Here is a 15780-nt window from a genome sequence, read left to right on the forward strand (position 1 = left end):
ATGACTGATAATAATAAAAATAACTACAAATACTCCTTTTAGTTAACCTTCTCAACGGCTTTAAAACAGTCCAATCAAAATTATTTGTAAATCTTAAAATATTTTTTTCAATTAATAATCAATAAGTTAATAGCATTACCCCTATATTTCATGGTGTTTCACAGCTAACTAAACTCGCGCAATATGATCCATATCAATTTTCACGCTATACTGCTTTGCTAGTATCTCGTTGTGCTTTATTAACCCTTAAGAGAGAGTTAGTGTGAAAGCTGACAACCCCTTCGATGCATTATTACCTGCGGCAATGGCTAAAGTAGCCGAAGATGCCGGTGTCTATAAAGCCACCAAGCATCCGCTAAAAACCTTTTATTTAGCGATTACTGCTGGTGTGTTTATTTCAATTGCGTTTGTTTTTTATATTACAGCGACTACCGGTACTGCTGGCGTGCCTTTCGGCTTTGCCAAATTGGTTGGTGGTATTTGTTTCTCCCTGGGGCTAATGTTAGTGGTGGTGTGTGGGGGTGATCTCTTCACATCGACCGTACTCACAACTGTCGCTAAAGCCAGCGGCCGTATCACATGGCGTCAATTGGCATGTAACTGGGTTAATGTCTATATTGGGAATCTGTTCGGTGCACTGTTCTTTGTGTGTCTTATTTGGTTCGCAGGCCAACATACTGTGGCGAATGGTCAATGGGGTCTGAATGTTTTGCAAACAGCCGACCATAAATTGCACCATACTTTTATTGAAGCAGTGTGTTTGGGTATTTTAGCTAACCTGATGGTCTGTCTGGCGGTATGGATGAGTTACTCCGGCCGTACCATAATGGATAAAATGTTCGCGATGATCTTACCGGTGGGGATGTTTGTTGCCAGCGGCTTTGAGCATAGCATCGCAAATATGTTTATGATTCCTATGGGCATTGTGATTAAAAATTTCGCTTCGCCTGAATTTTGGCAATCCATAGGATCAACACCTGAGCAATTTGCTCACTTAACCGTAAGTAACTTTATTATTGATAACCTGATCCCAGTCACTATCGGTAACATCATTGGTGGCGGATTATTGGTTGGGTTGACTTATTGGGTAATTTATCTGCGCGGTGACCAGCAACATTAATATGTGGCCGCTACGTCTGGTTTTCGAAGAAATTAACATTAAAAGGTAGATGCATTATGACCGAACTTAATGAAAAATTGGCCAAAGCATGGCAAGGTTTTACCAAGGGTGACTGGCAGAACGGTGTAAACGTTCGTGACTTCATCCAGAAGAACTATACCCCTTATGAAGGCGATGAGTCCTTCCTTGCCGGCCCTACCGATGCGACCGACAAACTGTGGGCGCAGGTTATGGAAGGCATCAAACTGGAAAACCGCACCCATGCGCCAGTTGATTTCGATACCGACGTAGCTGCAACCATCACATCTCATGATGCTGGCTATATTAATAAAGATCTGGAAACCATCGTTGGCTTGCAGACTGAAAAGCCATTGAAACGTGCACTGATCCCATTCGGTGGCATTAAAATGGTAGAAGGCTCTTGCAAAGTTTATGGTCGTGAACTTGACCCACAACTGAAAAAAGTCTTCACCGATTACCGTAAAACACACAACCAAGGTGTGTTCGACGTTTATACCAAAGACATCTTGAACTGCCGTAAATCTGGTGTACTGACTGGTTTGCCAGATGCCTATGGCCGTGGCCGTATCATCGGTGACTATCGTCGTGTAGCCGTTTACGGTATCGACTTCCTGATGAAAGACAAACTGGCTCAGTTCAATTCATTGCAAGATGATTTGGAAAACGGCAAAGACCTGGAAATGACTATCCAGTTGCGCGAAGAAATTGCTGAACAGCATCGTGCTCTGGCTCAAATCAAAGAAATGGCGGCCAAATATGGCTGTGATATCTCAGGTCCGGCAACTAACGCCCGTGAAGCAGTACAGTGGACCTACTTCGGCTATTTAGCTGCGGTTAAATCCCAAAACGGTGCGGCAATGTCCTTCGGTCGTGTATCTACCTTCCTTGACGTGTACATCGAACGTGACATGAAAGAAGGTAAGCTGACTGAAATTGAAGCGCAGGAATTGATTGACCATTTGGTTATGAAACTGCGTATGGTTCGCTTCCTGCGTACCCCTGAGTATGATGAACTGTTCTCTGGTGACCCAATCTGGGCAACTGAGTCTCTGGCCGGTATGGGCGTTGATGGCCGTACTCTGGTGACCAAAACCAGCTTCCGCTTCCTGAACACCCTGTACACCATGGGGCCGTCTCCAGAGCCGAACATGACCATTCTGTGGTCTGAAAAGCTGCCACTGAATTTTAAAAAGTATGCGGCTAAAGTCTCCATCGATACTTCATCTGTGCAATATGAAAACGATGATCTGATGCGCCCTGACTTCAACAACGATGACTATGCTATCGCTTGTTGTGTTAGCCCGATGATTGTCGGTAAACAAATGCAGTTCTTTGGTGCCCGTGCCAACCTGGCGAAAACCATGTTGTACGCAATCAACGGCGGCGTTGATGAAAAAATGAAGATCCAGGTTGGCCCGAAAGAAGCGCCAATGATGGATGACGTGCTGGACTATGACAAAGTCATGGAACGCATGGACCACTTTATGGATTGGCTGGCTAAACAATACGTTACCGCGCTGAACATCATCCATTACATGCATGACAAGTACAGCTATGAAGCTGCGCTAATGGCACTGCATGACCGTGATGTTTACCGTACTATGGCATGTGGTATTGCAGGTCTGTCTGTTGCTGCTGACTCCCTGTCTGCTATCAAGTATGCCAAAGTAAGCACCATCCGTGATGCTGACGGCCTGGCTATCGACTTCAACATCGAAGGCGAATATCCACAGTTTGGTAACAACGATTCACGCGTTGATGATATCGCTTGTGACCTGGTTGAGCGCTTCATGAAGAAAATTCAGAAGCTGCGTACTTACCGTGGTGCAGTGGCAACTCAGTCCGTGCTGACCATCACCTCTAACGTGGTTTATGGTAAGAAAACCGGTAACACCCCAGATGGTCGCCGTGCTGGTGCACCATTCGGTCCAGGTGCTAACCCAATGCATGGCCGTGACCAGAAAGGTGCTGTTGCCTCTCTGACTTCGGTTGCTAAACTGCCGTTTGCTTACGCGAAAGATGGTATCTCTTACACCTTCTCTATCGTGCCAAACGCATTAGGCAAAGATGACGAAGTACGTAAAGCTAACCTGGCCGGTCTGATGGATGGTTACTTCCATCACGAAGCGTCCATCGAAGGTGGTCAACACCTGAACGTGAACGTAATGAACCGTGAAATGCTGTTAGACGCGATGGAAAACCCGGAAAAATATCCGCAGTTGACTATCCGTGTATCGGGTTACGCAGTACGTTTCAACTCGCTGACCAAAGAACAACAGCAGGATGTAATTACTCGTACCTTTACACAGTCGATATAATTCCCTGCCGCAGTAAAATGGCATAAACTTAAAGGCTCCACTTTAGTGGGGCCTTTATTCATCCAGCGTTGGAGAAATCCTGCTATGTCAGTACTTGGTCGTATTCACTCATTCGAATCCTGTGGCACTGTTGACGGCCCGGGTATCCGATTTATCGTATTCTTCCAGGGCTGCTTGATGCGTTGCCTGTATTGCCATAACCGTGATACTTGGGATACCCACGGCGGTAAAGAAGTTACCGTTGAAGAATTAGTCAAAGAAGCCATCACCTATCGCCACTTTATGAATGCATCTGGCGGCGGTGTGACTGCATCAGGTGGCGAAGCTATTTTGCAGGCCGAGTTTGTGCGCGATTGGTTTCGTGCGTGTCATGAAGTTGGTATCCATACGTGTCTGGATACCAATGGTTTTGTACGCCGTTATGATCCGGTCATCGATGAGTTACTTGATGCCACAGATTTAGTGATGCTGGATTTAAAACAGATGGATGACAGTGTGCATCAGAATCTGGTGGGGGTATCGAATCATCGAACACTGGAGTTTGCCCGTTACTTGGCAAAACGTAACCAGAAAACCTGGATCCGCTATGTGGTGGTGCCGGGTTGGTCAGATGATGATAAATCGGCGCACATGTTAGGCGAGTTTACCCAGAACATGACCAATATCGAGAAAATCGAATTACTGCCTTACCATGAGTTGGGTAAGCACAAATGGGTCGCCATGGGTGAAGAATACAAACTGGATGGGGTGAAGCCCCCTACCGCAGAGATCATGGATCGGGTGAAAGGCATTCTCGAAAGCTATGGTCACAAAGTAATATATTAAGTCATTACAGTTGCAAGCAGCTAATGGTGCGGCAACTTCAAACAAGAAGGGGGGCGTAGTCAGTTAATTAACGCATCCCCATAGATACCGCCAAATTGGGTTATGCCACTGGCGGTATTTTTTTGGTTGTTATATGGCAGCGTAAGGGGTCTGTTGTTTACCTGGCTTACGCAGCAACATCATCAAATACACTAAGGCGACAGCGGCTATCATGATAAACAGTAAATTATCGGAATAGCGCTGCATCAGCAGGGAAGTCATGGTTGGGCCGGTCAGGCTGCCGAGGGTATAACTCATCAGTAATGCCTGATTCATCGCCACTAACTCATCAGCACTGGCCTTTTCACACGCCCAGGCCATGGCGACCGGATAAAGGGTAAAACCGGCACATCCCAGAATAAATAATGCCGGAGCCAGGGCATAATTACCTAAAATGGCTACACTGCCGAGGATGACGACAAACACCTGAATACGCAGCACCAGTAAACGACCATAACGGTCCGCCATTTTGCCTATCGGCCATTGACCGATAATGCCTGAGCTAACCAGTAAAGCCATCCACCATCCAACGCTGGCATCACTCATGCCCTGATGTGATAGATAGAGCGGCAACAGTCCATAGAGCGAACCTAACAGTATCCCTGAGATAATGCAGCCATTAATACCCAGGCGAGCGCTACGGCGCTTAAGCATCGGCCAAATGGCAATGTGTGAGGACTCACTGCTACCCTGATGCGAGAAGTGGGCAAACAACAGCGGCAGCATGGCCGTAATGACCAATGTACTGACCCAAGGGATAACATTGAGTAATTGCGTTGACACGACACCTAATAATAATTGCCCGGTGACGGTTCCCAGATAATAGACCATCATATAAGCCGCCAGCAGTTGCCCACGATTGGTTAACGTGCCACTACGCAGTAACGCACTCTCAACAATGACCCAAATCAGAGCGCAGGCGACGCCCGCCAAAAAGCGCCATCCCAGCCAACTCCAGAAATCCACTGATAGCATTAATCCGCAAGTCGCCAACGCAAATAAAAAACAGGCGTAATGGTAGCTGCGATTAAATCCAAATTGCTGGATCAAGCGCCCCGCAATCAATGTCCCAACCAGATTCCCACTAAAATAAGACGAGCTAACCATCCCCACCTGCCAGGTTGGCAATTGTTGATGAGATAACCATAAGGGAACCAATGTATTTAACACCGCGATAGAAATCGTAAACAGCAAAAGCCCACAGAGCAGAAGCAGAACCGGGCGAGAATATGCGGACATAATAAGACAGGAGCCGTCGGGACGATAAAAGTGAGCGCATCATGCCACCGGCGATATAAAAGTCAATTACTGCGCGGGAGGGGATAGCACAATATGTTGGAAGCACCTACTGACAATCTTCAGCCTTTACTCTGGCTATACGCCAAAAAGAAAAAGCGCCCTGAGGCGCTTTCTGCATATTGGATTAGTGATTAATCCGTATGTTATTAACCGATAAAGTCCAGGCCACCCATATATGGGCGTAATACTTCTGGAACCTCAATTCGGCCATCTGCCTGCTGGTAGTTTTCCAGCACTGCAACCAGGGTGCGGCCAACCGCCAAACCAGAACCATTCAGGGTATGAACTAAACGGGTTTTTCTATCGGTTTTATTGCGGCAACGAGCTTGCATACGGCGCGCCTGGAAATCCCACATGTTAGAACAGGAAGAGATTTCACGGTAAGTATCCTGCGCTGGCAGCCATACTTCCAAATCGTAAGTCTTGCTGGAACCAAAGCCCATATCACCAGTACACAGCAGCACTTTGCGGTATGGCAAGTCCAGTAATTGCAGAACTTTCTCTGCATGACCGGTCAACTCTTCCAGTGCCTCCATCGAATCTTCCGGGCGAGTAATCTGCACCATCTCAACTTTGTCGAACTGATGCATACGAATCAAGCCACGGGTATCACGACCATAGGAACCCGCTTCAGAACGGAAGCATGGGGTATGGGCCGTCATTTTCAATGGCAGAGTGTCTTCTTCCAGAATCTCATCGCGTACCAGATTGGTCAGCGGCACTTCAGCGGTCGGAATCAGTGCATAGTTACTGCTATCTGACTCTTCTTCCAGCGGTTTGGTGTGGAATAAATCTTCACCAAACTTAGGTAACTGGCCAGTACCGTACAAAGTGGCATGGTTAACCAGATAAGGAACATAAGCTTCTTGATAACCGTGTTTTTCGGTATGCAGGTCCAGCATAAACTGGGATAACGCACGGTGCATACGGGCTATTTGCCCTTTCATTACCACAAAACGCGCACCGGTCAGCTTCACTGCGGCAGCAAAATCGAGGCCACCGGCCATTTCGCCCAGCGAGACGTGATCTCTCACTTCAAAATCATACTTACGCGGCTCACCCCAACGGCTGACTTCAAGATTGTCTTTCTCATCTCTACCCACAGGGACAGAATCATCCGGCAGGTTAGGAATAGACAACGCCAGTAAGCGGATTTCGTTTTGCAGTTTGTCCAGCTCGGCCTTAGCCGCATCCAGCTTTTCACCCAGCGCATTTACTTCCAGACGTAATGGCTCGATATCTTCGCCACGCGCCTTGGCCGCACCAATCAATTTCGATCGGGAGTTACGTTCTGCTTGCAGACTTTCTGTTTCAACCTGTAAAACTTTGCGGCGCTCTTCTTGTTGGCGCAACATCTGAACATCAAGTTTAAAACCTCTGCGAGCAAGTTTTTCGGCGACTGCGTCTAGCTCATTGCGCAGCATATTGGGATCGAGCATGCTAGTCCTGTGCTTGTAGTTATAGAATGCCTTTCATCTTTGAAGTTGCAGCGGTATTAGCAGCGTTCTCTCACCCGAATCACTTACCTCAGTAAACTCATTGAGACTCGCTTACTTGCTGCCTACCTGCCACTTCAACTATTTTGGGCATAATGGTTATTAAAGGAGAATTTCATGACATAAGCGGTATAAACAGCCACTTACCATATAGCGCTAACCTTACCGCAACAGCAAGACTAGCGGTAGCGTTTTATCGGGCTATTTTGATCCTGCTCAGCCAACCATGCCAGCTTTTCACCGATTTTACCTTCCAGACCACGGGATGAGGGTGAATAGTAGCGAGTCGCGGCCATTTCTGGCGGGAAATAGTTCTCACCCGCAGCATAAGCATGCTGTTCATCATGGGCATATCGGTACTCCGCCCCAAGCCCCATCTCTTTCATCAGTTTGGTCGGTGCGTTACGTAGGTGTTCTGGCACATCAAAGTCAGGCTTATCACGCGCGTCCTGCATCGCTGCTTTAAACGCGGAATAAACCGCATTACTTTTTGGTGCACAAGCCAGATAAACAATGGCCTGAGCAATCGCCCTTTCACCTTCTGCCGGACCGACTCGAGTAAAACAGTCCCACGCTGATATAGCCACTTGCATGGCGCGTGGATCCGCATTACCGACATCTTCCGAGGCAATAGCCAATAAACGGCGGGCGACATAAAGGGGATCCCCCCCTGCGGTGATAATACGCGCAAACCAATATAGCGCCGCATCCGGGGCCGAGCCGCGAATGGATTTATGCACCGCCGAGATCAGATCATAATAACGATCACCTTTGTTATCAAAACGGGCGCTCCGCTCGCCAGACACTTCTTTCAGCAAATCAGGGGTTAATACTCGCACCCCGTTGGCATCTATTTCTGCCATATCTGCCATCATCTCAAGGCTGTTTAACGCGCGACGAGCATCACCACCAACCAGCTCCGACATCATGCGGCGGGTCTCGTCCGGCAGTTTGATATTCTGCCCACCGTAGCCACGGCTGCCGTCTGACATCGCTTGATCGATCACTTTCTCGATATCTGCGGCGGTTAATGCCTTAAGCAAATAAACCCGCGCTCTGGAGAGCAATGCCGAATTCAGTTCAAACGAGGGGTTTTCAGTCGTAGCACCGATAAAGGTAATAGTGCCATCCTCAATATGCGGCAAAAAAGCATCCTGCTGGCTTTTATTGAAACGATGGACTTCGTCAACAAACAAGATAGTGCGCCGACCAGCATCACGGTTTTGCCGTGCGCGTTCGATGGCCTCACGAATCTCTTTAATACCGGAGGTCACGGCAGAAATGCGTTCCACATCAGCTTGACCGTAACGACCAATAATTTCGGCCAATGTGGTTTTGCCCGTTCCAGGTGGCCCCCAGAGGATCATGGAGTGTAACTGCCCCGCAACGATTGCCCGTGGTAGCGGTTTACCCGGTGCCAGCAAATGTTGCTGACCAATATATTGATCCAACGTCAAAGGCCGCATCCGCGCGGCCAGTGGCTGAAACTCATTTTGGGAAAAGTCGAGGGACATATTACTCACACAAACCTCACTGCCGCTGGTCGTCCAGCGTCACCCCTTTTGGTAGGGTAAATTTAAATTTGCTGGCGTCAGCCGAGCTATTTTGCTGGCCTTTCAGGGTGTAAGCACTGCGCTGCCCATCTTGCTCAACCGCAGTAAAACTCTTGATAGTCCCCGTTGGCGTAACTGTAATGGCAAATTGCTTCAGATTACCGCTGGCACTTTTAGGTGTCAGTTCAAAATCATCGCCTTTCTGCTTAACATTGTACTGTTTCCAGTCATCCGGGTTGTTGCGGGTAATCAGCATAAACGGGGTGTTACCGGTTGCATTCTTCAACCAGGTTGCCGTGGCCTGCTCAACAAAAGGGTTGTAGAACCACAAGGTTTCCCCGTCTGAGATAAGTACGCTTTCATCCGGTGAGGTCATATGCCAGTTAAACAGATTTGGCCGTTTCACCCACAGCTCCCCTTCACCTTCCTGCACCGTCGCGCCATCAGCGCTGGTCACTTTTTGCGAGAAATTAGCATGGAAACTGTTCACCTTACTCAGACGACCTTGCAAATCGGTACTGACATCCGCCAGAACTGAAGCTGAAATTAAACCCGATAACAGACAGCAAGCAACAAGCAGTTTTTTCATTATTCTAAATACCTTATAAAATTCTCTGATAAATACGGGGTTATGCTTCTTTGCATAAGGGCCGCAAAGCGGCCCTGTCTATACTCGTCATCTTTCAAGATGCAGGGGTGTTGGCTGCCATCACTACTCGGCCCGTCCATGGACCTCGCCTCTGCGAGGCCGCGGCAAGCAGCGTTCAAATCTGCTCCTGACAGATTTGTCACCCAACTCATTGAGTTATCTCAACTCCTTGGGTTCATTTCGTTGCCGCCTACCTGCAACTCGAAATCTATTGGGTATATGTTAACTTCCTCAGAGCAAAATATGACTACTCATGTGGCGGCGGGGCCAACACTTCACGATTACCATTATGGCCCGGCGTACTCACAATCTGCTGGGCTTCCATCTGTTCGATAATACGTGCAGCACGGTTATACCCAATACGGAATTGGCGCTGCACGCCTGAAATTGACGCCCGGCGCTTCTCTAACACAAAGTTCACGGCCTGATCAAATAGTGGGTCCAGCTCTTCATCACTGTCCAATCCAAGACTACCGCCTTCCCCTTCTTCACTACCACTAAGAATGCTCTCAATGTATTGAGGGCGACCTCGAGCTTTCCAATCATTAACCACGGCATGCACTTCCTGGTCACGGACAAAGGCACCGTGCACACGTACCGGAATCGAAGAGTTTGGAGCCATATACAGCATGTCCCCCATCCCCAGCAGTGATTCCGCGCCGCCCTGATCGAGGATAGTCCGTGAGTCGATTTTACTGGAAACCGTAAATGCGATACGGGTTGGAATGTTAGCTTTTATCAAACCGGTGATGACATCTACCGATGGGCGCTGGGTAGCCAGCACCAGATGGATACCGGCAGCACGGGCTTTTTGTGCCAGACGTGCTATCAGTTCTTCAACTTTTTTGCCCACTGTCATCATTAAATCGGCAAACTCATCCACCATCACCACGATATAAGGCAGTTTCACCAGCATCGGCGGTGAGATGTCCATGCTATCGGATGGCTTCCAGAATGGGTCAGGGATTGGCCGCCCCATAGCTTCAGCCTGAGCTACGCGCTCGTTATAGCCTGCGAGATTACGCACGCCCAGTGCCGACATCAATTTATAGCGCCGTTCCATCTCGCCGACACACCAGCGCAATGCATTCGCGGCATCCTTCATATCGGTAACCACTTCGGTTAGCAGATGAGGAATGCCTTCATACACCGATAACTCCAGCATTTTCGGGTCAATCATGATAAAGCGCACCTCATCCGGTGTAGCTTTATACAAGATACTGAGGATCATCGCGTTCACCCCAACCGACTTACCAGAACCGGTAGTACCAGCCACCAGCAAGTGTGGCATTTTGGCTAAGTCTGCCACCACCGGCTGCCCGGCAATATCTTTACCAAGCACAATAGCAAGCGGAGAAGGGTTATCACGGAATTTGGCACAGTCGAGCACTTCCCTCAGGTAGACCGTTTGACGATGCTTATTCGGCAATTCAAGTCCGACATAAGGTTTGCCCGGAATAACTTCCACTACACGCACAGCGATAGCTGATAGAGAACGGGCCAAATCGCGGGAAAGATTGGAAATGCGCGACGCTTTAACACCTGGAGCCAAATCCAACTCAAAGCGAGTAATGACTGGCCCTGGAGAAATACCCACAACTTCCGCTTTTACCCGATAATCACCTAAACGTGCTTCAACCAGACGAGCCGTTTGCTCTAAAGCAAACATATCAACGGGTTCTTCCTCCGCTGGTGGAGAAGAAAGTAAATCAAGCGTAGGCAGTGGTGTGGTCGGTTTAATCAACGGCTGATCATTACGCATCAGGAACGGGTGAATCAAGCTGTCCATTGCTGGCGTTGGTTGCACCGGGGCGACAGGTGGTACCGGTATTGTTGGCTCAACAGCAGACGGGGCTATTACCGGAGCATGTGCTGTTGTCGGTGCATAAGTAGGCGTTGCCGCAGACTGCGTATAGGGTGCTGGCACCGATGTGGCTTGCCCTGAATGCGTTTGATGCACTGATGGCTGCTGATATTGCGCTGGTTGCTCAGGCGAAATAGCGTCTGGAGAAGCGGTGGATTCCCCTTCATCAACATAGGGAGAAAGCGTAAACAAGGGCTCACGAGGGCTATCATCAACAAGATCTGCGACCGGCGAGAATGTATAGGCGCGGCGGATATCAACAGGCTGCATTCCTTCTGCGGCACTGTTTTTGTGATGAGTAGCGTCTTGGTGATGAATAGCGTCTTGGTGCTGAACCGCCCCATAACGATGCTGTTGTTGTACTGCGAATGCCTGCCGTAATGCGGCTTCTTCTAAAGCTTGCTCATCTTCTGGCTCAGGGGCGGTGAACGTATTACCCCCTGCGTCTGATGATTGCTCGTAACGCTCGGACTGCTGGTCGGCAAACGCTTTACGCAATATAGCCTGCTGCAACGCATCATCATCTTCTGATAGCGGCTCGCTGTCGAACGACGCTGCATTAACCTGAGGATTTTGCGCTTCTTGTTCGCGTTGTTCCTGCTCCGCCATACGTTGTGAAGGCAACTTGATACCGTAAGAGGCCAACTCACGCCGCGTTGGAATACGCACTGGGTTAGGCCGTGGTAACTCAGGACCGATGCCCTGTTTTACCTGAGAACCGGTGTCACTAGTAGCAGTAAATGCTGGCATAAACGTCGCTGCTGCACTCGCAGCGGCGATGGCTGTTCCCGACAAACCGTGATGAGACAATGGGTTATTTGACAAACTGCTATTGATAAACGGGTCACTAATCAGTGGATCACTGGCCGAACTTACTGCGGCCAAACCATCAAGGGCACGGCCAAAACCAGTGTTCGTATTAGGAACGCTATCGACCTGATCACTATGGCGCTGTGCTGTTGAGAAATCGAACGGCGAATGGCTGACAGGTGCAGGTGGTACATCCCATGCCCCCATTTGTGGCTCTGGCCGCTCAACAGGCGTGGCAACACGAGTCTGAACCGGTGATGGCGTCTCTTGCGGAATTTCAAACGAATATAACGGCGGTGTCGCTGTCGAGTTAGCCGTTATCGGTGCCGTGCTATGGCTGCTAACAGACTCGGCTATCGCCCGAGGAGCAGGTTGATAGTCATCATCTGTTGCCCGCAGGCTGCTTAATAGAGGATCATAGTCGCCATTGGACCCAGGCACTGGGGATAAGGCCGGCTCAGGCGCATTGGCGATGGCGTCGGTTGCTGATGGCGCGGAGAATAGCACGTCGTCGTCAGCATGAGCCGCAGATGCCGCAAGTGCGGCGCTAGCCGCGCCTACTGCTAGCGCTTTATTTGAAGCCGCCCCCTGCTCTTGTTCAGCAACGTCGGAATCTTCAACCTGATAATCGTCATCTTCATCGTCATAGCGTTCTTCACGACGTGAGCGATTAGTCATAAATGTCAGTGAGCCTAAGACCACCCCGCCAATTTTCTCAGCAATGACCAACCATGACCAGCCGGTAAACAGCGTCAGGCCAACAGCCCAGATACAGAGCAATGTCAGTGTTGCCCCGACACCATTGAACCACGGCAACATGGCATTACTGAACAAGCTGCCAATTACCCCACCAGAGGCAAAGTAATAAAGATCGTCAACATTCAATGCAGCCAGGCCACATGACGTTAAAATCAGGGCTAATGTACCAATCAGGCGTAAAGAAAGAGCAAAGTAATCGACGTGTTCATTGGCATCGCGCTGACGGAAAGCCGCCCAGCACAACATCACCATAATCACAGGGATTGCGTAAGCCAAAACACCAAAGGTGAAGAACAGTGTATCGGCCATCCAGGCACCAATACCCCCACCAAGATTGTGGATAGGCTCGTGCCATGCAGTCTGGGACCAGCTTGGGTCCGAAGGATTAAAACTGAGCAGCGCCGCCATCAGGTAGGCTGCCAAAATTGTCACCACAATCAAAACCGCCTCAAGTAAACGACGCCCGCTGCTGAGTTTTTTCAGGGTAACTTCTTTATCTTCTGTATATTCCTGGCTCAAGAAAGGCTCTCCAGGTTCCTGTTAACTGGTATGAGTGACAACGCCGAGAACCCTCCCGGCGTTGAAACTGTATGAATAAACAGGAGTGTAACCAAATTACTCAGGTTTTGCACCTGCCTGTTTACCGCGTTTTAATGACTAGGCGGTTACTCTGCTTCACTTCTTCCATGACCACATAGGTACGGGTGTCATTGACGCCCGGCAGGCGAAGCAAGGTCTCACCGAGTAATGTACGGTAAGCAGACATATCAGGTACGCGGGTTTTCAACAAATAGTCGAAATCGCCGGAAACCAGGTGACACTCTTGAATTTCCTCAAGATTTTTAACAGCGGCATTAAATTGCTCAAACACATCCGGAGCGCCACGATTCAGAGTAATCTCAACGATAACCAGCAGCGACGCATCCAAATACTGTGGATTAAGCAGTGCTGTATAACCATGGATGAAGCCCTGACGCTCTAAGCGGCGAACCCGTTCCAAACATGGTGTTGGTGATAATCCTACTCGTTTTGAAAGCTCAACGTTAGAGATACGCCCATCCTTTTGTAATTCATTCAGGATGTTACGATCTATACGATCAAGCTCTTTCCCCGGGCGTTTTTTATTATCTATCATCTTATAGTCTCTCTTAATTTCCTTGAGTCTGTGACATGCTCTCATCGTGCTTATACTTCGAGCCTGCTACAGACAACGACCCGCAGCCTGTTTTATGCAAATATATCAACACGTTGTTATCTCACACCCTGTCTGTCCAACTGTATGCGAGGTACTCGATGATTATTAGCGTTGAGGAAGAGATAGCACATCACGAACCGCCGTAGAAACTCCCCCCTACAGTTGTTCGAGAACTTACTTCACACGCCATCCAGCATTAATCGAAAACGTTCCAGGGTTTTCGCTTGGCATCACTGATACCAAATCTGAAATTTATGGCGCGCAGATAATTTCTTCTTCCACTGATGTTTTCGCAAATGCACAGCCGATTGTCAAAGTAAAAGAAGTTAAATCAGTAGAACGTGCCAGAATTAAAATCCCAGAGTGTTTCCCTTAGCTATTTTTTCGCCCTAAATTTGCTATAAAATGGTGCAAAAAGGTGGTTTAGTGTCATGGCTATTTTTTGCTCAATCGGCTTGCAAGCCACATGTTTTATAGGGTCAAAGCTTTTCAGCGCGAGTTGGCGCGTAACGTAAAAATTAATTTGGGTCCAATTTGGACGTAGCCTGACGTCGCTTCACCGCTAACTGCCGATTCTTAATACATTTAGTTCATTAAATAGGCATCACCTATCAAACAAATCGCTAACAACATTTTTGTCTGCTTTTTTTAATGCCCAATTTTCCCTACAATCGCTAACATTGTCCGCCATTGTGGGAAAGAGGTATTCATGAGCACGGCTAAACATAGCAAATTGATTATTCTGGGTTCTGGCCCTGCGGGTTACACTGCGGCGGTTTATGCTGCACGCGCCAACCTGAAACCTGTATTGATTACCGGAATGGAGAAAGGCGGTCAGTTAACCACCACCACCGACGTGGAGAACTGGCCTGGTGATCCTGAAGGATTGACTGGCCCTGCTCTGATGGAGCGGATGCATGAGCATGCAGAAAAATTCCAAACAGAGATTCTATTCGATCATATCAATAGCGTGGATTTGCAAAACCGCCCATTCCGCCTGTTTGGTGATGGTGCTGAGTACACCTGTGACGCGCTGATTATTGCTACAGGGGCTTCTGCCCGCTATCTGGGAATGGCGTCAGAAGAAGCCTTCAAAGGCAAAGGGGTCTCTGCCTGCGCGACTTGTGATGGTTTCTTCTATCGGAATCAGAAAGTGGCGGTAGTCGGTGGCGGTAATACTGCGGTTGAAGAGGCGTTGTATCTGGCGAATATCGCAGCTGAAGTGCATTTAATTCATCGTCGTGATAGCTTCCGCTCAGAGAAAATCCTGATTGATCGCCTGATGGAAAAAGTAAAAAACGGCAACATCGTATTGCACACTGATCGCACCTTGGACGAAGTTTTGGGTGATGACATGGGTGTCACCGGTGTCCGCCTTAAATCCACCAAAAACAGTGAGACAGAAGAGATTGCTGTTGCTGGCGTCTTCATTGCGATTGGTCACAGCCCAAATACCGCCATCTTTGATGGTCAACTGGCACTGGAAAACGGCTACATCAAAGTTCAGTCAGGTCTGCAAGGCAATGCCACACAAACCTCCATTCCGGGTGTGTTCGCTGCAGGCGATGTTATGGACCATATTTACCGCCAGGCAATTACCTCCGCCGGTACCGGCTGTATGGCGGCACTGGATGCAGAACGCTATCTGGATGGGCTAGTAAACGATAAGTAACGATTCCGCATGGGGATCCAAGCGCTATGTGGCGGGTGGTTTACGATAAGTGAACCACCCGTTTTTTATTTTCACTCGCCCGCATCCCAATTAAAAACAGTAAATTACTCCTGTTGTGGAATGCGGCGACTATCACAACCTAATGGTTTCACCTCTCGTC

At 48.7% G+C, this 15780-nt stretch carries 10 protein-coding genes; 4 read left to right on the forward strand and 6 right to left on the reverse strand.

Annotation, left to right across the window (positions count from 1 at the left end; genetic code table 11):
- Nucleotides 1-262 precede the first annotated feature (262 nt).
- The 3 genes from focA (at nt 263) to pflA (ending at nt 4284) form a co-directional block, all read left to right on the forward strand.
- On the forward strand, nt 263-1120 hold the full coding sequence (gene focA, locus Q2T71_RS12925; RefSeq protein WP_050084953.1) for a formate transporter FocA: 858 nt from the start codon (nt 263-265) through the stop codon (nt 1118-1120).
- 56 nt (nt 1121-1176) lie between these two features.
- Nucleotides 1177-3459 (forward strand): formate C-acetyltransferase, encoded by a 2283-nt coding sequence (gene pflB / locus Q2T71_RS12930; protein WP_083158433.1) that lies wholly within the window; start codon nt 1177-1179, stop codon nt 3457-3459.
- Nucleotides 3460-3543: 84 nt separating this feature from the next.
- Nucleotides 3544-4284, forward strand: a complete 741-nt coding sequence (gene pflA, locus Q2T71_RS12935; RefSeq protein WP_372559339.1) for a pyruvate formate lyase 1-activating protein — start codon at nt 3544-3546, stop codon at nt 4282-4284.
- A 129-nt stretch (nt 4285-4413) separates the two neighbouring features.
- On the opposite strand, the gene Q2T71_RS12940 is transcribed toward pflA, so the two are convergent.
- From Q2T71_RS12940 to lrp, 6 genes are all read right to left on the reverse strand, one after another.
- Nucleotides 4414-5562: an MFS transporter gene (locus Q2T71_RS12940; protein ID WP_372559340.1), complete on the reverse strand. Its 1149-nt coding sequence runs from the start codon at nt 5560-5562 to the stop codon at nt 4414-4416.
- A gap of 206 nt (nt 5563-5768) precedes the next feature.
- A complete protein-coding gene (serS, locus tag Q2T71_RS12945; protein WP_372559341.1) occupies nt 5769-7061 on the reverse strand; it encodes a serine--tRNA ligase in 1293 nt (430 codons plus the stop codon).
- Between the two features lie 236 nt (nt 7062-7297).
- A complete protein-coding gene (locus Q2T71_RS12950; protein WP_372559342.1) occupies nt 7298-8641 on the reverse strand; it encodes a replication-associated recombination protein A in 1344 nt (447 codons plus the stop codon).
- 7 nt (nt 8642-8648) lie between these two features.
- Nucleotides 8649-9260 (reverse strand): outer membrane lipoprotein chaperone LolA, encoded by a 612-nt coding sequence (gene lolA, locus Q2T71_RS12955; RefSeq protein ID WP_083158429.1) that lies wholly within the window; start codon nt 9258-9260, stop codon nt 8649-8651.
- Between the two features lie 307 nt (nt 9261-9567).
- Nucleotides 9568-13272 carry a DNA translocase FtsK 4TM domain-containing protein gene (locus Q2T71_RS12960; protein WP_372559343.1) on the reverse strand — a complete coding sequence of 1235 codons (3705 nt, stop codon included), beginning with the start codon at nt 13270-13272 and terminating at the stop codon, nt 9568-9570.
- Nucleotides 13273-13393: 121 nt separating this feature from the next.
- Nucleotides 13394-13888 (reverse strand): leucine-responsive transcriptional regulator Lrp, encoded by a 495-nt coding sequence (lrp, locus tag Q2T71_RS12965; RefSeq protein WP_002211340.1) that lies wholly within the window; start codon nt 13886-13888, stop codon nt 13394-13396.
- 769 nt (nt 13889-14657) lie between these two features.
- Here lrp and trxB point away from each other — a divergent pair.
- Nucleotides 14658-15620 carry a thioredoxin-disulfide reductase gene (trxB, locus tag Q2T71_RS12970; protein WP_372559344.1) on the forward strand — a complete coding sequence of 321 codons (963 nt, stop codon included), beginning with the start codon at nt 14658-14660 and terminating at the stop codon, nt 15618-15620.
- The last annotated feature ends 160 nt before the right edge of the window (nt 15621-15780 follow it).

Source organism: Yersinia sp. 1652 StPb PI (assembly GCF_041538345.1).
Taxonomy (GTDB): Bacteria; Pseudomonadota; Gammaproteobacteria; order Enterobacterales; family Enterobacteriaceae; genus Yersinia; species Yersinia enterocolitica_E.

Coding starts and splice junctions, on each gene's coding strand:
- serS (WP_372559341.1), bottom strand. CDS start 7,061: ATGCTCGATCCCAATATGCTGCGCAATGAGCTAGACGCAGTCGCCGAA.
- pflA (WP_372559339.1), top strand. CDS start 3,544: ATGTCAGTACTTGGTCGTATTCACTCATTCGAATCCTGTGGCACTGTT.
- pflB (WP_083158433.1), top strand. CDS start 1,177: ATGACCGAACTTAATGAAAAATTGGCCAAAGCATGGCAAGGTTTTACC.
- lolA (WP_083158429.1), bottom strand. CDS start 9,260: ATGAAAAAACTGCTTGTTGCTTGCTGTCTGTTATCGGGTTTAATTTCA.
- Q2T71_RS12940 (WP_372559340.1), bottom strand. CDS start 5,562: ATGTCCGCATATTCTCGCCCGGTTCTGCTTCTGCTCTGTGGGCTTTTG.
- trxB (WP_372559344.1), top strand. CDS start 14,658: ATGAGCACGGCTAAACATAGCAAATTGATTATTCTGGGTTCTGGCCCT.
- lrp (WP_002211340.1), bottom strand. CDS start 13,888: ATGATAGATAATAAAAAACGCCCGGGGAAAGAGCTTGATCGTATAGAT.